The sequence below is a fragment of the Odoribacter sp. N15.MGS-14 genome (genome assembly GCF_000980245.1).
GTDB classification, from domain to species: domain Bacteria; phylum Bacteroidota; class Bacteroidia; order Bacteroidales; family Marinifilaceae; genus Odoribacter; species Odoribacter splanchnicus.
In genome coordinates, this window is sequence record NZ_LARE01000034.1 from 1 (window position 1) to 19,417 (window position 19,417).

Below are 19,417 nucleotides of genomic sequence, written 5' to 3' on the forward strand. Positions count from 1 at the left end.
GAATGCCGATACCGGTATAGACGTGGAAGGGCCTTGGCTGAACGTGGCTTATAAACCGCTAAAAATCATTTACAAGAAGCAATGATTTGTATGAAACGATTTTGTTTTTATTTGTTTGTTCTGGCTTGCGTTGCTTGCCGGAACAAATCTGAATATACTTTCACGGGTGAATTATATCCTACGGAAGGAATCTCTTACCGTTTATCGTTGCAGGGTAACGATACGACGGCAAGTATCGTGCCGGATAGTTGTCATCGATTCTCGGTCACTTTGCCTGCCGGAAATATCCCGTTTTTCAATTTCAATGGCGTGGTTACGGAAAAAGACGGGGAGAAGTGGCAATTCTCTACTCCCGTTTACTTTCAGAACAGCAAGCCCGTAAAGATGAAATTCGTGTTACAAAATCAAGAGGCAATGATAGAGGCCGTCGATAAAGGGAACCGGATGCTCCAGGAATTTCGGACATACATGTTGCAATCGGGTAAAACTTTCTGGCAGTCTTCCTCGGCACCCGGAGAGTTGAAAGGCAAGTTATCAGACTTCCTTCAGGAAGCGAAACGCCTGATCGCTACCCGGCAACCGGATGAGGTGCTAGCCGATTACCTGAATACGTGGAGTTTGATTACTTACCTGGAGATCGTGCAGAATATGGCTCATCATTACGGACGGCAGGGAATGCAATTACCGGAAGACCTGACTTCCGGTTTACCGGAGGTGCCGGCAATCGTGGATAAACCTTATTGGAGACAGTTTTACGGTAGCAAGATTCTTGCTCTTTCTTACTTGAGGAAACAGGCACGAACCCCGGAAGAGCAAATCCGCCTGTTGAAAGAACAATTCCGGACACCTTCTATGCGGGAAGCCTTACATCTCTCGATACTCGCCAATTATATCAGTGAGTATCCCTATAGTGAAGAGAATCTGATCCGGTTGGAAACATTGTGCGAGGGAGTGCCCGGTGGGGAAGATGTTGTACGTCAGTACCGGGAAAAGCGTTTTTCAGTCGTCGGTGCCCCGATTCCGGACGTGACTTTCGAGGACCGGAGCGGTAATCAACACCGCTTGTCAGATTTTAAAGATAAATATCTCTACATCGATCTTTGGGCTTCATGGTGTAGTCCCTGTTGCGCGGAGATTCCTTATCTGCAAAAACTGGAGAAAAGTGTAACCAATCCCGATGTGGTATTTGTCAGTATCTCTTTAGATAAAAACCGGGAGGCCTGGGAAAAGAAAATGGATCAGTTGCAGCTGGACGGACATCAATGGATTGTTAAGGATGGTGCCTTTACCGATATGCTGAATGTCCGGGGTATCCCTCATTTCCTGCTGTATGGCAAAGATGGCAAATTGATGCAATACAAGGCGGAACGTCCTTCTATCGGTGTACCGTTAAGAGATAGGCTCAATCAATTGAAATAAGTATTAGCGGTTATTGATGTGTGACGGTTGCCCCTATCCCACCTGTCTGGTTTTTCGTTTTTTATCACTATCTTTGCGAAAAAAATATGCGCACATCTCAATTTCTCATCGGTGCAGCTTCGTCAGGCAGCGGAAAAACCACTTTCACGCTGGGATTATTGCGTGCGCTGAAAAACCGCGGTCTGAAAGTACAACCGTTCAAATGCGGCCCCGACTACCTGGACACCAAACACCATGCAGCTGCGGCCGGGCAAACGTCATACAATTTAGATACCTTCATGGCTTCAGCGACACATGTACAAGAGGTATATGCCCGGCATAGCCGAACGGCAGACATCTGCATCACCGAGGGTGTTATGGGACTTTTCGACGGATACGACAATATGGCAGGCAGCAGCGCCGAACTTGCCGGCCTGTTGCATCTTCCCGTTATCCTCGTGGTCAATGCCCGGTCGACCGCTTACACCGTCGCAGCAATCCTCTATGGTTTCAAACATTTCCGTCCCGATATCCAAATCGCAGGAGCTGTATTCAACTTCGTCGGTTCCGAATCGCATTACACCTACCTGCAACAAGCCTGCCGGGATGCCGGCGTCGAAGCCCTGGGATATTTGCCCAAATGCAAAGGCATCGAAATACCCTCCCGCCACCTGGGCCTGAACATCGATAGTGAGTTTTGCTTCGATGAATTTGCCGACCGGATCGCCTGTCAGGTGGAACAGACGGTGGATATCGACCGTTTGCTGGATATTTGTTCCTGTGCAACTGCCCCGTCGTCCTGTCTTCCGGGAAAAACAAACAGCCATGCCAGTGACATGCGTATTACCATCGCCTGTGACGAAGCTTTCAATTTCATCTATCCGGAAAATTTACGTGTACTGGAACAAAAAGGCAAACTCACTTTTTTCAGTCCGCTGTATGACAGTGAACTTCCCATCTCCGACCTGGTGTATTTACCCGGAGGCTACCCGGAATTTTACCTTTCCCGTTTGACTGAAAACCGAACGATGCGGCAGTCGATACTGAATTATTGCCAAAACGGAGGACACCTGTTTGCCGAATGCGGGGGAATGATGTACCTCGGAGAATATATTACCGATACAGACGGACATTCCTATCCGATGTGCGGTTTTTTACCGCAAGGAGCAACGATGGAAAATATGAAATTAAAACTCGGATATCGCAAAATTTTTCTGAACGGGCAGGAATACCGGGGCCACGAATTCCATTACTCCCGCATAATCCCGGGTCAAAGCCCCCTGCCATCCATTGCCCGGGTAACGAATGCCAAAGGGATGGAAGTCGATACGCCGGTTTATCGTTCCGGGCATGTCACTGCCAGCTATATTCACTTTTATTGGGGAGATCTTCCCCCGTTCTTTATTTGATAAACACGCATAGGTAGACCGCAACGATCGATACTACCGTAAGGAGAGTTACCCTATGATTCACCCGGACTGCAATCCGGAAATCGGCATAGCTTATTTCCCTGTCGTTATCCCCGATATAAGGCTTCTCGACCAACAAACCGTGATAAACGTGTGCACCGCCGAACCGGCAATCTAAAATTCCCGCCATAGCCGATTCCGGGAAACCGGAATTCGGGCTGGCATGCTGGTGGCAATAACGGAAAATAAACCGGAACAGACCGGGACGATAGGCTACCAGGGCCATAAACAAAGCAGTCAACCGGGCCGGGATATAATTCAATACATCGTCCAAACGGGCTGCCATACAACCGAACTGCCGGTAACGCTCATCTTTATAACCGATCATCGAATCCAGGGTGTTTACCATCTTATAAGCCATCATAGCCGGAAATCCGCCCAAAGCATAATAAAATAAAGGAGCCACAACCCCGTCACTCAGATTCTCTGCCATCGTTTCGAGTACAGCCGTATATATCTCCTTAGGCGATAATTCCGATGTATCTCTGCCTACAATCCAGGACAGGCGCCGGCGTCCCGCCTCCACGCCCTGTTTTTTCAATATATCGATGACTTCCCTCCCTTCCTGGATCAGGCTATGGTTAGCCAATCCATAAAAAACAAAGACAGACGCAACAATACAGAAACACCAAACCCCAACGGCCAGGGTCCCGACGGTTATCCCCCAACCGATCATACCGACAAACAAAGGAAACGACAGTGCCACGACAGCCCCTTTCCATTTCCGGAATCGGCCGCAATTGAAATGCCGTTCTGCCCAAGAGATCATATTTCCAAACCCCACGACAGGATGCGGGATTGTCCGGGGATCCCCAAAGGCCAGATCCAGCAGATAACCCGCAATCAAGGGAAGAATAACCAGCCACACCTCATTCATAAGGCTCTAATTTGATTTTATCTACACTTTCCAATGCTTCCAACAGGAGCCGGTTTTTTGCCTCAGTCAGGGTATTCACCCTAAAATAGTGCGTATCCAATCCTCTGAAATTGGAAGCATCCCGAATCAATAGTCCATGTTTCTCCAACAGATATTTCTTTAAAGCCGAACTGTTGTAATCCGTTTCTACGAGAAAAAAAGAAGTACCCGAAGGCAAGGGACGGAATCCGGAAATTCGGGCCATTTGTGCAGCGAACTCCTGCTGCCGGATCCTTAACAAAGAAGCATCCGGCAAACCTTCCCCGCCATGCCGGAGCAAGAATTTCCCGGCTTCTATCGCCAGCGCATTCACAGACCAAGGCTGCCCAAAGCAACCCACAAATTCGACGATAGCCGGATTTCCCAGCATATATCCCAAACGCAAGCCCGGAATAGCATAACACTTGGTCATCGATTTTATAACCAACAAATTCGAATATTCTTTCAGCAGTGATAAAGCCGACTCCGTACCGGGAGCAAAATGAATAAACGATTCGTCGACAACCAGCACCATATCCGGATAATTTTTCACCAAAGCCGTAATTTCTTCCAGACTCCAGATTCGTCCGTCCGGATTATTGGGGTTACAAATAAACATCAGATTGGTATGTTCGGGAATATGCTCCACATCGACCTGCCCAACGAATTGGATATGATGGTCATACAAGGTACATGCATCTTCGTACTCTGTAAACGACGGGACAGGTATCAACGTACGATTACCGGAAAAAGCATGAGCCACCATATAGAACAACTCTGTAGCCCCGTTTCCGACCAAAACCTGTTCGGGAGTAAGCCCGTGGTAGGCAGCAGCCACCTTACGGAAAGAACCGGCATCCGGTTCCGGATAATGAAAAATGCCTTCGAGATGCGTACTCAAAAAATCACACAAGGGACGGGTATCCGCTTCATACCAGACATTTGTCGAAAAGTTCGCTTTTATTTGCACCTGCGATTTATAAAGGTCATCCCCATGTCCGTGAATCATAGTTATAAATATAAAGTTGAATAAATATAGTCCAAATCGACAGCTTTCCGTACCTGACCGGCCAGAAGGTCGTATTGCCGTTCTTTAAAAGCCCTGTAATCAAAACCACTGCCGGCAGCCACTCCGAAACCTGCGGCCAAATCGTCTAAAACAACCGGATTGTCGAGGATACCGTGCATATAACTTCCCCAGCAGTCTGCGTTCAACCGATAACCGTCGGTTGTACCGTCTGCAAGGGTATTGAGCGTTGTTTGCCGCTCTCCCGCGTGTAAAGGTGTCGTCGTCCCCATGTGAATCTGATAACCGGCACAATCCGATTCATAATTCTTAAAACGGAAATGACTCTGACAAACCACCTTCGTATCCTGCATCACCGTGACCAGAGGCAGTAAACCCAATCCGTCGGTCACGGTTTGCATACCTTCGACCTGCCCGGGATCCTCGATCCGCACGCCCATCATCTGATACCCACCACAAATTCCGATGACTTTTTTCTTCTTCCGGAAGGCCTTCACCACAGCTTCCGCCACCCCGTTGGCATAAATAGCCTGCAAATCGGCTATAGTACTTTTTGTTCCCGGCAGAATGATAACATCCGCTTTACCGATTTCCTCCGCTTTATCCGTATAATATAAATGGAAACGCCCGTCTCTCTCCAATGCATTGAAATCGGTGAAATTAGACATTCTCGGCAGACGAATCACCGCCACATTGATCTTCCCTGCCACAGCAGCAGAAGCTTTTACCTCCAAAGCGACAGAATCTTCTTCTTCGATATGAATATCTTTATAATAAGGGATCACACCGACCACCGGAACTCCGGTAAGCTCCCGGATGATCTGCCGTCCTTCTTCAAAAAGAGAAACATCGCCGCGAAACTTATTGATAATGATACCTTTGATCAAACATCTCTCCTCTTCAGGCAGCAACATCACGGAACCATAAACAGAAGCAAACACTCCTCCCCGATCGATATCCGCTACCAGGTAAGTCGCAGCATCCACCTCTTTCGCCATCCGCATGTTCGTAATATCCCTGTCCCGCAAATTAAGCTCGGAGATACTACCGGCCCCTTCCAATACAATAGGGTTATAGTTTTCTTCCAGACGATGAAATGCCTTCACGGCCTCGGTAAATAATTGCGTTTTGTTCCCCGAACGAAAATATTCCCGGGCGGACATATTCCCCACAGCCTTACCGTTCAATATCACCTGGGAAGTCTGATCGGTGGACGGCTTCAACAAAACCGGATTCATATCCGTATGCGGCAAGATCCCACATGCCTCCGCCTGCACAGCCTGAGCTCTTCCGATTTCTCCTCCCTCCGGCGTAGAATAGGAATTCAACGACATATTCTGCGCTTTAAAAGGCGCCGGCCGATAGCCGTCTTGTTTGAAAATACGGCAAAGAGCCGTATTCAGGATACTTTTTCCCGCATCCGAACAAGTCCCGACAAACATAATCGGACGTAGTTTTTTTTTCTCTATCTTTTCCATATTTATCACAGATTGCTGCAAGGATTATTCAAAGGGGACCCGTTATTTTTTCTTATATAAGAAATCACGCCAACGCTCTTCTTCAGCCCCTTCTTTATCCATTTCGTACCGGGCCAGGATAAAAAGCAAATCCGACAAACGATTTACAAAACGCAGGATAACCGGTTCGACAGGATCTATCCGGTTCAGAGTCCACAAACGACGCTCCGCCCGCCGGGCCACAGTCCGGGCCACATGACATTGGGCCGATACCAGGTTCCCTCCGGGTAAAATAAAATGAGTGGACGGATACTGTATTTTTGCATTAAAAAAATCGATTTGCCGCTCACAATACACATCCGGTTCTTCCGGCAACCGATTCGGATTTTGTCCCCTTAAGGCAGCCGGAGTGGCCACATGCGACATCACCACCATCAAAGAACGTTGCAGGTAAAACAACATCTCCTGCCACTCATGCCCCTCTCCTATCAACGCACGAATCAATCCCAGGACAGAATTCAACTCATCCAACGTCCCATTGGCTTCTATCCGGATATCGTCTTTATCTACACGCTGTCCGCCATGAATACTCGTTTTCCCCTTGTCTCCTCCGCGAGTGTATATTTTCATATGATTATCATTTATTTCAGTATCCCGAATTTATCTATTATATACTTAACCGGATAACAGAAGTATTTTCCATGATAGGCAGATCGACCATATCGGCCGGTTTTCCTCCGTTCAGATAAGTCAGAATCGCCCGGTTAAAAGCACCGTGCCCGACTGCAAGTATACATTTACCGGCATATTTCACCCGAAGGTAATTCACAAATTCTCCTGCCCGATGATACAACTCGTCCACCGACTCGACACTAGGAGGCAGATGCTCCCAATCTACATCCTCCAGCGTTTCGCCGGTATATATTCCCCAGTCCATCTCCCGCAATAAAGGAGTCGGCTGAGGCTGTTTTCCATGGTAACCGGCAACGACCTTTGCCGTATCGTAACTACGTGCCAAATCACTACATACGATTACATCCAAAGGTTCTTGCTTCAATTGTTCTGCCAAAACAACTGCCTGCTCTTTTCCTAAAGGGGAAAGTGTTCCCGGCAATTGCCCCTGGAGAACATGCCGTTGATTTTCGATGGTCTCCCCATGCCGTGTCAATAATAAATCGATTTTCTTCATTTGCCTAAATTTGTACAAAGGTAAAAGTTTTTGAAATCATTTATCTAAATTCAGATCGGATTTGATCCGGTCATTAAGTGTTCATTTCTTCGACCCCCTCGCGAAATTCGTTTCAAAGTAAGATTGTCGATAAAAAAATAAGAATTTATGAATTTTGATTTTCTTTGTTTTATATCTTTACAAATTCAAATTCTGAGGAATGACAAGAAGAATTATTTTAGTTACCGGAGGGCAACGTTCCGGTAAAAGTGGTTATGCACAGCGTTTAGCGTTGGAACTATCCGACAACCCTGTTTATATGGCTACTTCGCGGGTATGGGATGAAGAATACCGTAAACGTATCGAACGGCATCAACGTGACCGGGGACCTCAATGGACAAATATCGAGGAAGAAAAAGCCCTGAGTAAACATCACTTGCAAGGACGGGTAATCGTGATCGATTGTGTTACCTTGTGGGGTACTAATTTCTTTTTCGATCAGGATTCGAATGTCGACCTGGCTTTACAAGAACTAAAAGAAGAGTTCGACCGATTTACAGCCCAGGAAGCGACTTTTATCTTTGTGACCAATGAAATCGGTATGGGTGGAGTTGCCGAAAACACCATCCAACGCCGGTTTACCGATATGCAAGGCTGGGTAAACCAATACATCGCAGAGAAAGCCGACGAGGTGGTGCTGATGGTCTCGGGAATAGGAGTAAAGGTAAAAGGCTAAAGGCTATAAAGCTAAAGGCAGGGAGGTAAAAAAAGTGAAAGGTAATAAGTGAAAGGTAATAAGGATAAAAAATAATAGGATACGATATGAGAACTTTCAATATCAAAACGCCGGATAAAAAGATCGTACCGGCACTTCAGGATAAAATCGATAATTTGACAAAACCGAAAGGTTCGTTAGGACGGTTGGAAGAATTGGCAGTCCGGATCGGTACCATCCAACAAAGCCTCTCTCCTGTTTTGAGAACTCCTCAAAATATTGTGTTTGCAGCCGACCATGGTGTGGTTGTCGAAGGAGTCAGCTTTTCTGCCCCGGAAGTAACGGCACAACAGATATACAATTTCCTGAAAGGCGGCGGCGGAATCAATATGTTTGCACGCCAGCATCATTTCATACTGAAAGTGGTAGATTGCGGAGTGAATGCCGATTTCGGGGATCTGCCCGGACTTATTCACCGGAAAATCAGGAAGAGTACCGATAATTACCTTTACGGACCTGCCATGACGCCCGAAGAGATGGAACGCGCCATCGAAATCGGGGCAGAAATGGTACAATTGGCTTATCAGGAAGGAACCAACATCATCAGTTTCGGCGAATTGGGCATGGCCAATACTTCGGCTTCATCGATCTGGATGTCTTCTTTCACCGGAATTCCGTTAAAAGAATGCGTCGGTGCCGGAAGCGGACTGGACAACCAGGGTATCGAACATAAATATCAGGTATTGAAACGGGCCACAGACAATTATCAGGGAAACGGTTCGGCAGAAGATATCCTGCGTTGGTTCGGAGGCTTTGAAATGGTGGCGGCAGTAGGAGGTATGCTACAGGCTGCAGAGTTAGGCATGACGATCATCATCGACGGTTTTATCATGACTAACTGCATACTGGCAGCCAGTAAACTGCATCCGGAGGTATTGGAATATTGTGTATTCGGACATCAGGGCGATGAAGCCGGACATAAATTAGTGCTAGAAGCTTTACACGCCAAGCCATTATTGAATTTGGGATTACGTTTGGGAGAAGGAACGGGAGCCATTTGCGCTTATCCGATTATAGAATCCGCCATCCGTATGATCAACGAAATGAGCAGTTTCAAACAGGCAGCCGTTACGAAATATTTTTAAGATATCCGTATGAAATCTCTGTTTGCGGCAATCATATTATTTACCCGGCTTCCGTTATGGCGAATCGTCCGGGTAGATAAAAAGCAGTATGCAGAAATCCTGTTATACTGGCCAATCGTAGGTTTTTTAACCGGAGCGACAACCTGGGGGACGCTTTATCTTGCCTCTTGGGTCATGCCTTTGTTGCCGGCTTGCGTCATTGCGGTCATCGCCCGTCTGCTCCTGACCGGAGCTTTACATGAAGACGGACTGGCTGATTTTTTCGACGGTTTCGGCGGAGGACATGACAAAGCCAGCATCCTGCGAATCATGAAGGACTCCCATATCGGTAGTTACGGTACGATCGGCCTGATTCTGTATTTCATCTTGTATGTATCTTTGTTGAGTTCGTTTTATTCGCTGGCCCTTCCCGGTGTCATTATCGGAGCGGATGTACTTTCCAAACTTTGTACCGCCGTTATGATCAATACATTACCCTATGCCCGTACGGAAGAAGAGAGCAAAGTAAAAGTACTCTACCGCAAAATCCGTCTCTGCGAATTTGTCCTGGTAGCCTTGCCCTGCCTCGCCGCCCTTTGGCTGATGGCGACTCCTTTCTTAGCTTTAATCCCCACCCTCCTTATCCTTACCGGCTTGCGTTGGTATTTCAACCGTAAAATCGGAGGATATACCGGAGATTGTTGCGGAGCCAGCGTACTTTTAGCCGAACAGTTTTTTTATATCGGTGCCACTATCGTTTATACTTATTCCCTATGAAGATAACCCTGATCCGCCATACCCGTGTAGCCGTCGAAACCGGAATTTGTTACGGCTGGAGCGATGTCGGTGTCGCCCCTTCTTTCGAAACCGAAGCCAGCCGGGTCAAAGCAAACATTTCCAACGAACGGTTCGATATCGTGTATAGCAGTCCGCTCTCCCGCTGCCGGAAGCTAGCTGCCTTTTGTGGCTTTCATGAACCGATCCTCGACGACCGTTTAAAAGAACTTAACTTCGGGGAGTGGGAAATGAAGAAATGGGACGATCTCACCGACCCCCGTCTTGAACTTTGGTATAAGGACTGGATTCATCTCCCGGCAGGAGGAGGGGAAAGCTATGAAAATCAGTGCCGCCGTGTCGCTCAATTTCTGGATGAACTCCGCCATTCCGGCCATACCGATGCCTGTATTTTCACCCACCGGGGAGTCATCGCCTGCGCTATGGTCTACGCAGGCATTTGCCCGATCGAAGAATCATTCAGTATAAAGGTGGACTATGGCAGCAAAAATGTGTTGGAATTCTGAAACTGTATTATTCCAGTAATGAATTCAGATACGCTTCATCCACTTCCTGTATCATAACTTCTTTACCACTCGCTTTCGACTGTTCGACCCAAGTGTTCATTTCGTTCAGATTGTTTAAAATAGCTTCGTAAAGTCTTTCTGAAATATTGATTTCCTCTGCATTTTTCAAGTCGCAGACATATTTTCCGTCTGCCACCTTTACACGACTATAAAAACGATATAAAGCAGCCCGCATTTTACCCATCGCAGTGGTATCGATACTATTTCCCGAACGGGAACATATCGACTGAGACAATCGATCGACATCTACATCCAAATAATTATTATTCTCGACTAAAGATTTCACTTGTACCGTATTAACCGGAATACTCAAAACCGATTCTAACGGCATAACCGGCTTATTTTCCTGATTACATCCGAAGAGAAAACAAAAAATGATCATTCCAATAATGGAAAAATACAACTTATTCATAATTCAATGCTTTTACTTGAACCACCTCCAAGCTCACTACGTGTTTTTAATCGAGGTCATTGCTAAATTATTTTACAACCAATGATACAAAAATATCATGACAAAATTGATCACACCAGACCGAATATTCGGAAAATGTTCGGAAAATAATGATTTTATGATTTATTTCTATCCAAAAATAGCCCACTCCCCCGTCCCCGTGAGCTATTGTAAACCGGAAGCGAGGGGATCAAAAGCTTACTTTTGTCCTCCCTCCATCGTATTCCTCAATCCTTTTAACCAATTATCGATTCGGGTCTCTGTTTTATCAGCCTCATAATCCTCATCCAGCGGCAAACCGATAAATTTACCTTCCTGTAAAGCACGCGAATCGTTAAAGATGTAATCACGGGTCTCTGTTTCTCCGATCAGTTTTCCGCCGATTTCTTCGATCGTCTGGCCCAATATGCCCATTCCGTCTACAAAATTATTCGGATAACTGACATGATCCCCCAACCCGACGATAGCAACCTTTCGACCTTCCAAACGAATCCGGAGCATTTTGGGTAAAAATGACGACCAGGGATCTTTTTGTTCCATTTCCCAGGTATTCCGGCCTAAAGTCGAACAAACCAGGATCAGATTGTGATAATCCAGTAATTGCAGTGGAGTGACATCAGAAATAACAAAGAGATCCGGTTGCAGATCTACCAGTTTTTGTTTGATCAGACGGGCCACTTTATGAACGCTGCCTCCCGAAGGTGCATAAAATATTCCTAATCGTTTTGTAGCCTTATGCTCTTTATCTATCAAATAATTCCCTTCCAGATCAGCTTTCAGCTGATAATTCCCTGGTTGATTTTCCTTTTTCATGGATCGCATAATTTAATGTCAAACCTATATGATATCTAACCTATATACGGCAAAGGAATGGGACGGTTTGTTTTTGTTAAAAAAATTTTCTCTGCGCTTTATTTTTGTTTTTGTTTAAATAACCATTTATCGTCTTGAATCTGAAGTTCATAAATTTTGTCATTACCTCCGTCAGTAGTCGAATCGGCATCGGCATCCTCTGTTTTAGCTTTGTGTCTCAGATCATCCAAGGCCGATTTATAGCGGGATTTTTCCTCTGTGGTCAGCGAAGGCATATCATTGATCCGGTCAGAAATAAACTGCATCAGTTTTTCATTGTTGCAAATATTCAGATTACAGGCTAATCCGGCTTCCCGTATGGTTTCATTAAACTGAAGTAACATCTGATCCACCCTCTTTTTATCCGCTTTCCAATATCCTTTCCTGACCGTCTCGAGCAGACGGGCAAGTATCGACTGATAGGCATATAAATTGCCGCTCTTCTTAAACCGTTCTTTTATATCCAGTTGATATTTATCCATGACATAAGTATCATAGATTTGATTCCAGTCGTTATCGCTAACCGATTCCGGTAATGTGGCCTCCCAGCCCCAAAGATTAAAAACCATTTTATTGATAAAACGGGCACCGGCATATCCCTCGTCCACCATCGCATCCACCCATTTGGGATTCAGATAACGGGTCTTCAGTTCACGTCCCAGAAATTTCTCGAGTGTCTCTTGTCCCGGAGCCGAAGGATCGACCAGATTCGTCAGCATGACCACCGGTGATTTCCCGTCGATCGTCCGAACGGCCAAACCGGTAGCACCGAGGTACTGAAACATATCGTCATTATCCAGCAAAGCATACAGATTCGAAGTCCTGCTATGTAAAGCCACCCTGGTACCCGACAAAGCATTTTTAAATACAGTTTTCGAAAAGCCTTTCGGTAAATAGGTATATTCGTCCTCTGCTTTCGTTCCCCAAAATCCTTGGCCATACAAATGACTCATCTTGTCAAAATAAACTTCCGCCACGTCCTTTTCATCCTCCCAGGTTCCCGAAGCCTGCACCGTCCCACTAACCCCGGTACCATAAGCACCCGAAGGGGTCGTAAACAAACGTACCGAAGCGATGCGCCGGGCCAGCGAATCTTCCTGAACCCCCAGTTGTTTCAACTTATCTTCAGATTCAAGGATATGTTCCCGGACAAAATTATCTTTTTCATCGGCACTTCTGGCCAGGCTGACTGCCTTGTCCAGCAGAGCCATCAATTCGGGAAAAATATCCCTGTATAATCCCGATGGAGCAAAAACGACATCTACTCTCGGACGTTTCAACTCATGCTGCGGAATCAATTCCAGACCGACAACCTGATTGGAAGCATTATAAACAGGTCTCACACCAAGTAAGCTTAAAGCCTGGGCTTCCATCGTACCTTCATTCCGGATACACTCCACCGCCCACAAATTTATGGTCACTTTAGGAGGACACTCCCCGTTGTGTTCGGCCTTATACTGTTCTATCAGCTCCTCTGCCAATTGCTCTCCCAACCGACAAGTCATTCTGGAAGGAATCAGTCTCGGATCGAAAGCAAAAAAGTTTTTACCTGTAGGCAGAGCACCCGGATTCCGGATCGGGTCGTTTCCTGTTCCTGCCCGGACATACTTTCCATTCAAAGCCCGGATAAAAGCATCCAATTCTTCTTTCCCCGATTTTGCGATATTCTTTTGTACCTGCTCCCTGAAAAGTTCCAAATCTTTTCCCGTCAAATCCTTTTGCATTGATACAATAGCTTCCGTTGTCGCTTTCGTATAAGCCTCATCAGGGGATACACCGAAAGTGTGCAAGCCGAAAGGGGTTTTATTTTCTTCTATCTCTTTCAGATAATCGTCGATATCTTCCAGATTCTGATCCGTTATGGTATCCAGCTTCAAATCCTTATCCAGTCCGAGTGTTTTTATCCGAAGAACCAGATCCCTGAATTGCGCCATCGACGAGATCGGGCTTTTGCTTTTTTGATCATAGTATTTAGATATGCCACTTTTCAAATCCCGCAATTCCGGATTTAAAGAAGCCTTATCGAAAGGAGGAGTCATGTGGTCGATAATCACGGCCTGTCCCCTTCTTTTCGCCTGCAGGCCTTCACCCACATTATCCACAATATACGGATAAATATTAGGTACATCCATGATCAGCGCTTCGGGATAATCATCGGGACCGAGTCCGGCTTCTTTTCCGGGCAACCACTCATGCGTGCCGTGAGTACCGATATGCACCAGTGCATCTGCGTGAAAGCCATACTTCAAAAAAAGATAATAAGCCAGATACTGATGAGGGGGAGGAACCAGAGGATCGTGATATAAACTCTTCGCATTGTCTTCCCATCCCCGGGGAGGTTGAGGTGTCAGTATGATATTTCCGTATTTCATCACCGGGATCACAAAATAAGATTTCCCGGAAGAATCTTTCCAAACCATCAGTTCAGACTCTTCGGGTTTTCCCCATTTGTTCTCCATTTCCGTCCTAATCTTCAACGATAACTTATCGTACCATTCTTTGTACACTTCCATCGGTACCAATACAGGATCTCCCTTACGCACCAATTTATCCACCTCTGCAGGAGCCCAGGAACCGATATTCCTTCCATAGTCCATCACCCGGTTAAAAATAGCAGCACTGTCGATCGGCTGCCCGCCGGTATCATACCCCTCCTGCCGCATTCTCTGTAGGATAGATAAAATACTTCGGGGAAGTACATTCAGGTAGCTGGCCCCTATGTTTTCTTTTCCGGGAGGATAGCTGTAGTAAATCAGGGCCACTTTCTTTTCATGATTAGGCTTTGTCTGCAGGTTATGGATATTCTTTATACGCCCGAGCAGCGTTTCCATCTGATAACCGATCATATTCTTAATCCGGATATTATGATCGAAATCGTCGAATACGACAGCAACAGAAGGTTCGATATAACCGGCTAATTCGGGTATAGCCACCAAATTCGACCGATTGTAAATATCTATTCCGACTAAAGATTTTTCCCAATCTTTTTGATTCGTACTCAGTATAATCCCATTGATCACCGGCACTCCTAATTTTTCCAGTACCACCCTTTCCTGCTCAGGCCTTGTATTATACCAACATCCCAGATTCAAGACGGCACTCACGCGGGGAAGACTATCACAGGAAATAAAAAACCGTTCGATCACCTGTTCTTCGTGATGTCCCGGTTTTTGAGAGGTGAACACGGGTAATACATTAAAACCTTTCTCTTCGATATTCCGGATAAATACATCGATATACAAATACTGCGATTTGGTCAGATCGCTTCTCCCAATAATCAATCCGATCCAGGGAGCCTGGGTGTCGATATCGGTTCTCTCGGCTAAATAAGAACCGATATAGGTATGTAATTTTTTATTTCTATAGTTATATATTCCGGAAAGGGGAGTTTCTTCAATATCCTGATATTCACAATCGAAATGTAAATCTTTATTCAGTTTTTTCAGAACGATATTCATGATATTGTTTTCTCCTCCGCTTTTAAAAGCGGCCAATGTCCAGGGATCGAAACAGATCCCCCATTCCTGCAATTCGGCATCGTATTCATGGGATAAATTAAGCGCATAAACCTTCGCTCCGCGTTTCAAAGCGGACAACAGCTGAGGTTTCGCTTTAAAAACCAACCCATTATTATGCAAAGCGACGAATATCAGATCGGAATTTTCAAAAAAATCCATATCACTTTCGTGATAGTTGGAATAGATAAATTCCTTGAACTGACATTTCTCCGCTACCTCCGGATGCATTTTCGCCAGTAAATGCATGCTCCGGTTTACGCCGACCCAAAAACCGTCATCGATAAGAAAACTGACTTTGTTTTGGGCTGTCAAAGATAGCCCAAAACAAAGTGACAAAATAACAAAATAATACTTAATCCCTTTCATACCCCATTATATATCCGCCATCAGCAACAAATACATGTCTTCAGATCAAAAAGTCATAGCAGCTCTTACCTGAAAATTCCGCCCAGGCATATTATAACCATCCTTTTCGGTATAATTTTCATCGAATAAGTTGTTAATATTCAAACCGACCGACACATTCTTTATAAGCGGACAAGAGGCCGAAAAATCGAACACCATAAATTGCGGATGCTTAATCAGTTTATCAGTTAAATACCCGGGTTGGCTTTCACTTAACAAATCGTTCAATGTCGGACGATATTTATCACCGATAAAGTTTTTCTCGATGCGATGTCCGGCAAAACGTCCGTTCAGCCGCGCACTGAACCCTTTCTGATGCAAGAAATCGAGTCCGAAATTGGCATTCTGTTTCCGAACGGATAATGTTTTGTTCCATACTCCTTTAGTCTGATCCTGATAGGTAAACATCCAGGTCAGATTTCCATAAAGCTTCAAAGCAAAGTCACCATCGAACAGACGGCCGAAGTCATAAGAAGCCATAATTTCCATTCCACTTTTTTTTGCTTTATCGGCATTCTTGAACGTTTTGTACTTTTGTCCGCTTTCTTCATCGGTCCATGCCTCTTCCACAATCAGATCATCATTCCACGTATAAAAATAAGTAAAATCAAAATTTACCCCCAGTTCCGGCCGGCTGAATGTCAAACCGGCATCCAACGTACGGGATTTTTCAGGATCCAGATCAGGATTTCCTACGGTAAGCGTACCGCTGTACAAAAATTCTCCGGCTTTCTGATAAGCATCGGTCATGCTGAAAGCTGTACCGAAACTGGCATGGACGGCCATACCGCCGTATATATTGTATTTTGCGCCGATATTGGGATTGAAAGTGTTGTAACTTTCCGATTTCTCTTCATTCTCCAAACCAGGTGTTTTCCGAAGTTTAAAATCGATATAATCATAGCGCAATCCGACCGACAAGTCCAATTTTTCTTTAAATAATTTCAAGTTACTCTGCAGGAATATCCCCCAAGCCGTATTCCGGAAACGGGGTTGATAAGGTGCTTTAATCTCACCACGCGCTTTAAAACTGGTTATCTCACTGACTTCATTATTGTTATCGAATCCGAAAGCAATTCTTTGTTTGCCTAAAATCAGATTATCGTGTGCTGTAAATCCATAAGTATTCAGTTCGTTACCCGAATACACATAAGCCGTATCGGTGTCTGCCGTATAAGTATCGGTCTTAGCTGTAGAGTAATGAGGAGCGAAAAACAAATTATGATTATTCACTTTTCCGTTGAGTTCCAATTTTTCGGTATACCGGGTGACATCTTTCTTTTTCAATCCGTTAGCCCCCCAGACATTTCCTCCCGTCGGCAGGTCCTTACCCACAAAAAAAATCTCGGTAAAATTCAAAGACCAGTTTTTCCCGAAATCATAACCGATACGGCCTTTACCGGCGATACCGCTATGCCGTGAGCCATTCATTTTAATACCATAAGTATCTTTACCGAGGATAGCTTTATCCGTTGCCGACATATGCAAGAGATTATGGTCTCCGATCTTATAGTTTCGTGCCTGAGCAGTATAATCGAAAGAGGCATCGAAAGAAAGCCCCCGGTAGATCCGTCCACCGACATGAAAAGCCCCTTTGGAAGTTTGATAACTTCCGGCTGCAACTTTGATTCCTCCGGTGAGTTTATCCTTATTCCGTTTGGTGACGATGTTCACCACTCCACCCATCGCATCCGAACCATACATGGCGGAGAAAGGGCCTTTCAGAACTTCCACCTGCTCTACATCGCCTAAAGAAAGTGTCGCCATATTGGTAGTACCGGCCGGTACTCCATCGATCAGGACTGTCGTGTATTTTCCTTCTGTCGGTTTGAATCCCCGGATACTGAAATAAGAATTATATCCCGGATACTCAATCACATCCACATTAACAAAATTTTTCAACAGGTCCGTCAGATTATTGATCCCCGAAGCTTCGATCTGCCGCTTGGTCACCACCTCTACCCTGTTCGGAAGATCTTTTAATAAAGCTCCGGTTTTAGTCGCATGGATCATCACCTCCTCCAAATCTATCCGACGCATGGAATCGGTTTTTATAGTTACAGGTTGCTCTGCATACATGCCCATACAGAACGTAAGGGCAAGAGAAGTTAAAATAAATTTCCTTTTCATCTTGAATTTGTTTTACACCGACATAAATTATTGTTTGTTAATTACATACAAGTTTATTCGTCGTAACAGCAGCAAAGCCACTCCCAACAAATTGAAAGTTTCCCCTCAAAAAACTTGCATAAATTCACCCCATTCATGTGCCACCGGCGCTTCCCCGTTTACCGGTAACATTTTGCATAATTCTAAATTCACCTGAAAAGAAATCATATTGCAGAATCCTGACTGGAAATTGTTTTCCGGCATAATCCCTGCCGTAAAGCACACCCTTTGTAAAAAAAATCAAGTCCGAATCGAGCAACCTTAATCCCCGAAGGTTTATCAATCATACATCATTTCGGCAGGTCTTCTGACTTACTCCAATCTTCAAACGCCCTTCCCATTCTTTCCAGAACAGTGGCTAAAGTATTGTTGAAGATCTTAACAGAGCTTACAGCAGCGGGTCTGTCCAGGATTTTCACCTGATTCCCTTTTCATCACTTTTCCGTAGCAGCAGAATCGTGACACCAAAATCGGATGCAAAGATATTGATTTTTTTCTTTTAAGAAGGTACTTTTACGATATTTTCCAATTTTTCAGACAGACTACGACCATATTCTTACAGGAGATCTGTATTTCCACCCACCGGGGAACCATTGACTGTAGCATGGTCTATACGAGATTTTGTTCCGTTAACGATTCTTTCAGGGGATATATCGTATGGCAGAAACAGGATGCAGGAAATAACGGATATGCTTGGTCATACGGAGGAAATTCGCTTTTTTTGTATGAAAACAGAACTATCATGGCGAAGTTTATCAATCCTTTTACAGATGTCGGATTCAAAATCATTTTCGGACAGGAAATGACAAAGGACCTGCTGATCGACTTTCTGAACGATCTGTTGGTAGGTGAACGGCATATTCAGGATCGGTGTGTTCTTCATGAATTTCCGTCTGGGTGATTCTCCGGGCAAACTGCGCACGGACATCGTACTCTCCGACCGTGATACACACGAGGTATTTTCGGATAAGCTACGCTTTATTTTCATCGAACTTCCGGCTTTTACGAAGGAAGAAGAAGAATGTATAACTGATTTTGAACGCTGGATTTATGTATTAAAGAATATGGAAACACTAAACCGATTACCGTTTAAGGCCCGCAAAGCGGTGTTCGAAAAACTGGAAAAAATCATCGACTCGCATCACTGACAAAAGAAGAACGCGAAAAGTACGACGAAAGTATCAAGGTCTATCGCGACCAGTTAGTGACAATCGCTTTCGCCAAAGAAAAGGGAATAGAGGAGGGAATGGAGAAAGGCCGGAAAGAAGGCGAAAAAAAGAAACAGCTGGAAATCGCCCGTAATATGAAAGCAAAAGGTTTTGCCGCAGAAGATATCAGTGAGCTGACCGGCCTTCCCGTCAAAGAAATTAAAGAACTTTAAATTATAGTTTTCCGACTGAATAAATCA

Annotated in this window: 15 protein-coding genes, 1 pseudogene and 1 riboswitch; of the genes and pseudogenes, 7 read left to right on the top strand and 9 right to left on the bottom strand. The window is 45.1% G+C overall.

The window, feature by feature from the left end; genetic code table 11:
• The first annotated feature begins 90 nt into the window (after positions 1-90).
• Positions 91-1,419 (top strand): TlpA family protein disulfide reductase, encoded by a 1,329-nt coding sequence (locus tag WS34_RS15545; RefSeq protein ID WP_286693691.1) that lies wholly within the window; start codon positions 91-93, stop codon positions 1,417-1,419.
• 86 nt (positions 1,420-1,505) lie between these two features.
• Positions 1,506-2,807 (top strand): cobyrinic acid a,c-diamide synthase CobB, encoded by a 1,302-nt coding sequence (locus WS34_RS08700; protein ID WP_046404332.1) that lies wholly within the window; start codon positions 1,506-1,508, stop codon positions 2,805-2,807.
• Here WS34_RS08700 and cbiB read toward each other — a convergent pair.
• From cbiB to WS34_RS08725, 5 genes are read right to left on the bottom strand one after another with little or no spacing between them, the layout of a single operon-like run.
• Complete coding sequence (gene cbiB, locus WS34_RS08705; protein WP_022159598.1) at positions 2,800-3,744, bottom strand: adenosylcobinamide-phosphate synthase CbiB; 945 nt, start codon at positions 3,742-3,744, stop codon at positions 2,800-2,802. The genes WS34_RS08700 and cbiB overlap by 8 nt on opposite strands.
• Entirely contained in the window at positions 3,737-4,771 is a 1,035-nt protein-coding gene (locus WS34_RS08710) for a pyridoxal phosphate-dependent aminotransferase (protein ID WP_046404335.1), read from the bottom strand. Before WS34_RS08710 ends, cbiB begins: the two co-directional genes overlap by 8 nt.
• Before the next feature lie 2 nt (positions 4,772-4,773).
• Positions 4,774-6,267, bottom strand: coding sequence for a cobyric acid synthase (locus tag WS34_RS08715; protein ID WP_046404338.1), 1,494 nt, complete (start codon positions 6,265-6,267; stop codon positions 4,774-4,776).
• A 42-nt stretch (positions 6,268-6,309) separates the two neighbouring features.
• Positions 6,310-6,876, bottom strand: coding sequence for a cob(I)yrinic acid a,c-diamide adenosyltransferase (locus WS34_RS08720; protein ID WP_022159601.1), 567 nt, complete (start codon positions 6,874-6,876; stop codon positions 6,310-6,312).
• 37 nt (positions 6,877-6,913) lie between these two features.
• Positions 6,914-7,435: a histidine phosphatase family protein gene (locus WS34_RS08725; protein WP_022159602.1), complete on the bottom strand. Its 522-nt coding sequence runs from the start codon at positions 7,433-7,435 to the stop codon at positions 6,914-6,916.
• A gap of 199 nt (positions 7,436-7,634) precedes the next feature.
• Here WS34_RS08725 and cobU point away from each other — a divergent pair, with 199 nt between their 5' ends.
• The 4 genes from cobU to cobC all read left to right on the top strand — a co-directional run bounded on the left by cobU (position 7,635) and on the right by cobC (position 10,554).
• The gene (gene cobU / locus WS34_RS08730) at positions 7,635-8,150 is read left to right on the top strand and encodes a bifunctional adenosylcobinamide kinase/adenosylcobinamide-phosphate guanylyltransferase (RefSeq protein ID WP_046404340.1); all 516 of its coding nucleotides are present in this window, start codon (positions 7,635-7,637) and stop codon (positions 8,148-8,150) included.
• Between the two features lie 86 nt (positions 8,151-8,236).
• Positions 8,237-9,274, top strand: coding sequence for a nicotinate-nucleotide--dimethylbenzimidazole phosphoribosyltransferase (gene cobT, locus WS34_RS08735; protein WP_046404344.1), 1,038 nt, complete (start codon positions 8,237-8,239; stop codon positions 9,272-9,274).
• A 9-nt stretch (positions 9,275-9,283) separates the two neighbouring features.
• Positions 9,284-10,030, top strand: coding sequence for an adenosylcobinamide-GDP ribazoletransferase (cobS, locus tag WS34_RS08740; protein WP_046404345.1), 747 nt, complete (start codon positions 9,284-9,286; stop codon positions 10,028-10,030).
• Positions 10,027-10,554: an alpha-ribazole phosphatase gene (cobC, locus tag WS34_RS08745; protein ID WP_046404346.1), complete on the top strand. Its 528-nt coding sequence runs from the start codon at positions 10,027-10,029 to the stop codon at positions 10,552-10,554. The genes cobS and cobC overlap by 4 nt, the downstream gene beginning before the upstream one ends.
• Positions 10,555-10,561: 7 nt before the next feature.
• Here the strand turns inward: cobC and WS34_RS08750 are convergent, their stop codons facing one another.
• The 4 genes from WS34_RS08750 to WS34_RS08765 form a co-directional block, all read right to left on the bottom strand.
• The gene (locus tag WS34_RS08750) at positions 10,562-11,026 is read right to left on the bottom strand and encodes a hypothetical protein (RefSeq protein WP_046404347.1); all 465 of its coding nucleotides are present in this window, start codon (positions 11,024-11,026) and stop codon (positions 10,562-10,564) included.
• 237 nt (positions 11,027-11,263) lie between these two features.
• Positions 11,264-11,878, bottom strand: coding sequence for a flavodoxin domain-containing protein (locus tag WS34_RS08755; RefSeq protein WP_046404348.1), 615 nt, complete (start codon positions 11,876-11,878; stop codon positions 11,264-11,266).
• Between the two features lie 98 nt (positions 11,879-11,976).
• The gene (locus WS34_RS08760) at positions 11,977-15,801 is read right to left on the bottom strand and encodes a cobaltochelatase subunit CobN (RefSeq protein WP_286693692.1); all 3,825 of its coding nucleotides are present in this window, start codon (positions 15,799-15,801) and stop codon (positions 11,977-11,979) included.
• A 45-nt stretch (positions 15,802-15,846) separates the two neighbouring features.
• On the bottom strand, positions 15,847-17,970 hold the full coding sequence (locus WS34_RS08765; RefSeq protein ID WP_046404350.1) for a TonB-dependent receptor plug domain-containing protein: 2,124 nt from the start codon (positions 17,968-17,970) through the stop codon (positions 15,847-15,849).
• A 319-nt stretch (positions 17,971-18,289) separates the two neighbouring features.
• Positions 18,290-18,493, bottom strand: a riboswitch (cobalamin riboswitch).
• 258 nt (positions 18,494-18,751) lie between these two features.
• On the opposite strand from WS34_RS08765, the pseudogene WS34_RS15550 reads away from it, so the two are divergent.
• Positions 18,752-19,390 (top strand): annotated as a pseudogene (locus tag WS34_RS15550) (Rpn family recombination-promoting nuclease/putative transposase).
• Positions 19,391-19,417 lie beyond the last annotated feature (27 nt).

What these genes read in the sequence shown, in the direction of transcription:
- WS34_RS08755 (WP_046404348.1), bottom strand. Translation starts at nt 11,878, where the DNA reads ATGAAAAAGGAAAATCAACCAGGGAATTATCAGCTGAAAGCTGATCTG.
- WS34_RS08715 (WP_046404338.1), bottom strand. Translation starts at nt 6,267, where the DNA reads ATGGAAAAGATAGAGAAAAAAAAACTACGTCCGATTATGTTTGTCGGG.
- WS34_RS08750 (WP_046404347.1), bottom strand. Translation starts at nt 11,026, where the DNA reads ATGAATAAGTTGTATTTTTCCATTATTGGAATGATCATTTTTTGTTTT.
- WS34_RS08720 (WP_022159601.1), bottom strand. Translation starts at nt 6,876, where the DNA reads ATGAAAATATACACTCGCGGAGGAGACAAGGGGAAAACGAGTATTCAT.
- cbiB (WP_022159598.1), bottom strand. Translation starts at nt 3,744, where the DNA reads ATGAATGAGGTGTGGCTGGTTATTCTTCCCTTGATTGCGGGTTATCTG.
- WS34_RS08700 (WP_046404332.1), top strand. Translation starts at nt 1,506, where the DNA reads ATGCGCACATCTCAATTTCTCATCGGTGCAGCTTCGTCAGGCAGCGGA.
- WS34_RS15545 (WP_286693691.1), top strand. Translation starts at nt 91, where the DNA reads ATGAAACGATTTTGTTTTTATTTGTTTGTTCTGGCTTGCGTTGCTTGC.
- cobC (WP_046404346.1), top strand. Translation starts at nt 10,027, where the DNA reads ATGAAGATAACCCTGATCCGCCATACCCGTGTAGCCGTCGAAACCGGA.
- WS34_RS08765 (WP_046404350.1), bottom strand. Translation starts at nt 17,970, where the DNA reads ATGAAAAGGAAATTTATTTTAACTTCTCTTGCCCTTACGTTCTGTATG.
- WS34_RS08710 (WP_046404335.1), bottom strand. Translation starts at nt 4,771, where the DNA reads ATGATTCACGGACATGGGGATGACCTTTATAAATCGCAGGTGCAAATA.
- WS34_RS08725 (WP_022159602.1), bottom strand. Translation starts at nt 7,435, where the DNA reads ATGAAGAAAATCGATTTATTATTGACACGGCATGGGGAGACCATCGAA.
- cobU (WP_046404340.1), top strand. Translation starts at nt 7,635, where the DNA reads ATGACAAGAAGAATTATTTTAGTTACCGGAGGGCAACGTTCCGGTAAA.
- WS34_RS08760 (WP_286693692.1), bottom strand. Translation starts at nt 15,801, where the DNA reads ATGAAAGGGATTAAGTATTATTTTGTTATTTTGTCACTTTGTTTTGGG.
- cobT (WP_046404344.1), top strand. Translation starts at nt 8,237, where the DNA reads ATGAGAACTTTCAATATCAAAACGCCGGATAAAAAGATCGTACCGGCA.
- cobS (WP_046404345.1), top strand. Translation starts at nt 9,284, where the DNA reads ATGAAATCTCTGTTTGCGGCAATCATATTATTTACCCGGCTTCCGTTA.